Genomic DNA, 3,676 nt, shown 5'->3' with positions numbered 1-3,676 from the left:
ATCGGGGTTCCCTTTTCTTTTCTTTGCTTCCTTTCTTTTGGGTAAGCAAAAGAAAGGAAGTCGCCAACGGCGCAATCCGTCATCAATCCCAACGAAAAACAACAATCACCCAAATAACCTAACACTATTCCCCCAAATCCGTGCTTCAATCTCATCAGGGTTTTCTGTCCTTAATTCACATAACACCTTGAATGTTTCTCGCACGCGCATTGGGCGGTTGGGTTGGCCTTGGAAGCCGAATACGGGCATATCAGGGCTGTCGGTTTCGAGTAATAAACTGTCTAGCGGCAGGCGTTTGATAGTTTCACGGGTTTTGTTGGCGCGGGCGTAAGTGATAACGCCGCCTACACCGATTTTATAGCCTAAATCGACAAAGCGTTTGGCTTGTTCATAGCTGCCTGAAAAGCCATGTACCACGCCGGTAACGCTAAGCTGTGCGCTTTTTAAGAAGCGATAAAGATCTTCGTGGGATTTGCGTGAATGTAGATTAACAGGTAGCAGATTGGCTTTGGCTAGGCTCAGTTGCGCTTCAAAAAATTCGCATTGCTTTTGCCATAATTCAGGGATTAATAACTCTGGCACGCCTTTTTCTAAGCCGATTTCAGCCACGGCAGTGAGATTTTTAGGGCGATTAGCAAGACGTTGCGCCAATAAGTCTAAATCCGCCACGCGATGCTGCTTGATATACAATGGGTGCAAGCCCAAGCCATAGTAAAGCTGCTCAGGATAAAGTGCGGTGATTTTTTCAATATTTTTAAAATCTTCTGCTTGCACCGCCACCACAAGCATTTTCTCAACGCCAGCTTGTTGGCTTTCTTCCATCAGTTCTGCCAACGGCTGTTGGGTTGTCGCAAGTAAATAATCAAGGTGGGTGTGAGTATCAAAAAATGGCACGGGAATTCCTGTTAATCAAAAATGGTCTGCCAATGCTCGGCTTGGTGTGCCTGAAAACACATTTTTATTTGTGCTTCAGTGGTTTTGCCTGTCGCCAAAGGAGGTAAGTTGTGTAAGGAAAAATAGCCACTGGCTAAGGTTTCGCTGTTTGGTATAAATTCTCCCCCTGTAGCTCGACAGTAAATAAACACTTTGCACACATTATGCGCGAGAGCTGGTGGATTATTTTTCGCGTGATCTTGCAAGGCGATAACAAATTCAGCAACGGCATCTAGCCCCGCTTCTTCCTTGACTTCTTTCACCACATTTTCTTTTACCGTGGCAATCACATCACACCAGCCACCGGGTAATGCCCACAAGCCATTTTCTTCTTGCACGAGCAAAATTTGATCATCTTGAAAAATTGCCGCTCTGGTATCAATTTTTGGCGTTTGATAGCCCGTTTCGTTACAAAATAACTGGGTTACGCGCGCTAAAGGCAAATCCGATTGGGCTTGCAACATTTCTGCACTGATTTCTCTGATACGCTGAAAACGCTCCAAATCAAATTTATTGTTAGAATAAAACAAGCCCGCTTGTGCCAAGCCTTGCAATTCGATTATCCATTGCAACCATTTTTCATTTTGCATCGCGATCTCCTTAGAAAAGTGCGAGAAAAGTGCGGTGGAAATTTTGGCTATTTTAAAAGGAGGCAAGCCTCCTTTATTCATCAATATTCGTCAATCTTATTCTACGGTAACAGACTGGATTACCACATCGTCCACTGGCACGTCTTGGTGAAAACCTTTGTTGCCTGTTTTCACGCCCTTGATTTTATCCACCACGTCCATTCCTTCAATCACTTCACCGAACACGGCATAGCCCCAATCTTGCACCACTTCTTTGCCGAACATTTCTTTTGAACGATAATCCAAGAACGTGTTGTCTGCCACGTTAATAAAGAATTGCGCCGTTGCAGAATGTGGATCAGAGGTGCGCGCCATTGCGATTGTGCCACGTTTGTTGCTTAGGCGATTGTTGGCTTCATTTTTGATTGGTGCGTTGGTATTTTTTTCACGCATACCCGCTTCCATTCCACCACCTTGGATCATAAAACCATCAATAACACGGTGGAAAATTGTGTTATCATAAAAGCCACTTTTGCAGTAGTTTAAGAAGTTTTCCACGGTGTTCGGCGCTTTTTCGCTGTTTAATTTAATTTTGATGTCGCCCAAATTTGTGTGTAATGTAACCATTGTCATCGTAATATTCCTCTTGTGTATCAAAGGCGGTTATTATTTCACAAAAGTGCGGTATAATTCCAGCTCATTTATTTTGTCTAATTTCATCACTTCAAGAGAAACAAACAAATGCTAAAAATTTTCAATACCTTAAGTCGAGAAAAAGAAGTTTTTACCCCCATTCACCCGAATAAAGTGGGAATGTATGTGTGCGGCGTAACCGTTTATGATTTATGCCATATTGGCCACGGACGCACCTTTGTTTGTTTTGATGTGATTGCACGTTATTTGCGCTATTTGGGTTACGATCTCACTTATGTGCGTAACATTACCGATGTGGACGACAAAATCATTAAACGCGCCTTAGAAAACAAAGAAACCTGCGATCAGCTTGTAGATCGTATGGTGACAGAAATGTACCGCGATTTTGATGTGCTCAATATTTTACGTCCGAATGTTGAACCGCGCGCCACCCACCATATTCCAGAAATCATTGATATTGTTGAGAAATTAATTCAACGTGGACATGCTTATGTGGCAGAAAATGGTGATGTGATGTTTGATATTGAAAGTTTTCCACAATACGGCAAGTTATCGCGTCAAGATCTCAGCCAACTGCAAGCAGGCGCACGAATTGAGATTTCAGAAATCAAGAAAAACCCGATGGATTTTGTGCTATGGAAAATGTCTAAACCGAATGAACCAAGCTGGGATTCCCCTTGGGGCAAAGGTCGTCCGGGCTGGCATATTGAGTGTTCCGCAATGAACAGCAAACAGCTAGGCGATCATTTTGATATTCACGGTGGCGGTTCCGATTTAATGTTCCCACACCACGAAAACGAAATTGCCCAATCCTGCTGCGCGCACGATGGTGAATATGTCAATTATTGGATTCACTCGGGAATGATTATGGTGGATAAAGAAAAAATGTCGAAATCTCTTGGCAATTTCTTCACCATTCGCGATGTGTTAAATCATTATAACGGCGAAGTAGTGCGTTATTTCTTACTCACCGCCCATTACCGTAGCCAGCTTAATTACAGCGAAGAAAATCTTAACCTTGCGCAAGGCGCATTAGAGCGTTTATATACAGCATTACGCGACACCGATGCCACTGTCGCCCCACAAGGCGGTGAAGAATTTGTCGCACAATTTAAAGAGGCGATGGACGATGATTTCAACACGCCAAATGCCATTTCTGTGCTATTTGAAATGGCGCGTGAAATTAATAAATTGAAAGGCGAAGATAAAACTAAAGCAAATCAACTTGCTGCACGTTTGCGTGAATTAGGCGATATTTTAGGCTTATTGCAACAAGATCCTGAAAGTTTCTTACAAGCAGGCGCTGACGATGATGAAGTGGCAAAAATCGAGGCCTTAATCAAACAACGCAACGAAGCCCGCGCTGCCAAAAACTGGGCCGCCGCCGATGAAGCCCGCAATCAGCTCAACGCAATGGGCATTGTGTTAGAAGACGGTGCAAATGGTACGACTTGGCGTAAGCAATAACCCCAGCCCACAATTTCAATTCACAAATGGCACGGTTTAGACTGTGCCATTTT

Annotated in this window: 4 protein-coding genes; 1 reads left to right on the top strand and 3 read right to left on the bottom strand. The window is 43.6% G+C overall.

Going from position 1 to position 3,676, the window contains the following annotated elements; translation table 11 throughout:
* Window positions 1-105: 105 nt before the first annotated feature.
* The 3 genes from ACLS0A_RS10825 to ACLS0A_RS10815 form a co-directional block, all read right to left on the bottom strand.
* Window positions 106-894, bottom strand: a complete 789-nt coding sequence (locus tag ACLS0A_RS10825) for a TatD family hydrolase (RefSeq protein ID WP_416083474.1) — start codon at window positions 892-894, stop codon at window positions 106-108.
* Between the two features lie 11 nt (window positions 895-905).
* Window positions 906-1,523 (bottom strand): NUDIX hydrolase N-terminal domain-containing protein, encoded by a 618-nt coding sequence (locus ACLS0A_RS10820; RefSeq protein WP_416083475.1) that lies wholly within the window; start codon window positions 1,521-1,523, stop codon window positions 906-908.
* Between the two features lie 96 nt (window positions 1,524-1,619).
* Window positions 1,620-2,129: a peptidylprolyl isomerase gene (locus ACLS0A_RS10815; RefSeq protein WP_416083477.1), complete on the bottom strand. Its 510-nt coding sequence runs from the start codon at window positions 2,127-2,129 to the stop codon at window positions 1,620-1,622.
* A gap of 114 nt (window positions 2,130-2,243) precedes the next feature.
* On the opposite strand from ACLS0A_RS10815, the gene cysS reads away from it, so the two are divergent.
* A complete protein-coding gene (gene cysS / locus ACLS0A_RS10810) occupies window positions 2,244-3,623 on the top strand; it encodes a cysteine--tRNA ligase (protein WP_416083476.1) in 1,380 nt (459 codons plus the stop codon).
* The last annotated feature ends 53 nt before the right edge of the window (window positions 3,624-3,676 follow it).

Source organism: Avibacterium volantium, from assembly GCF_049366555.1.
In the GTDB taxonomy this organism is placed as follows: Bacteria; Pseudomonadota; Gammaproteobacteria; order Enterobacterales; family Pasteurellaceae; genus Avibacterium; species Avibacterium volantium_A.
Note: the sequence above shows the minus strand (reverse complement) of the source record. Positions and strands in the feature narration are given on the sequence as shown.

What these genes read in the sequence shown, in the direction of transcription:
- cysS (WP_416083476.1), top strand. Translation starts at nt 2,244, where the DNA reads ATGCTAAAAATTTTCAATACCTTAAGTCGAGAAAAAGAAGTTTTTACC.
- ACLS0A_RS10815 (WP_416083477.1), bottom strand. Translation starts at nt 2,129, where the DNA reads ATGGTTACATTACACACAAATTTGGGCGACATCAAAATTAAATTAAAC.
- ACLS0A_RS10820 (WP_416083475.1), bottom strand. Translation starts at nt 1,523, where the DNA reads ATGCAAAATGAAAAATGGTTGCAATGGATAATCGAATTGCAAGGCTTG.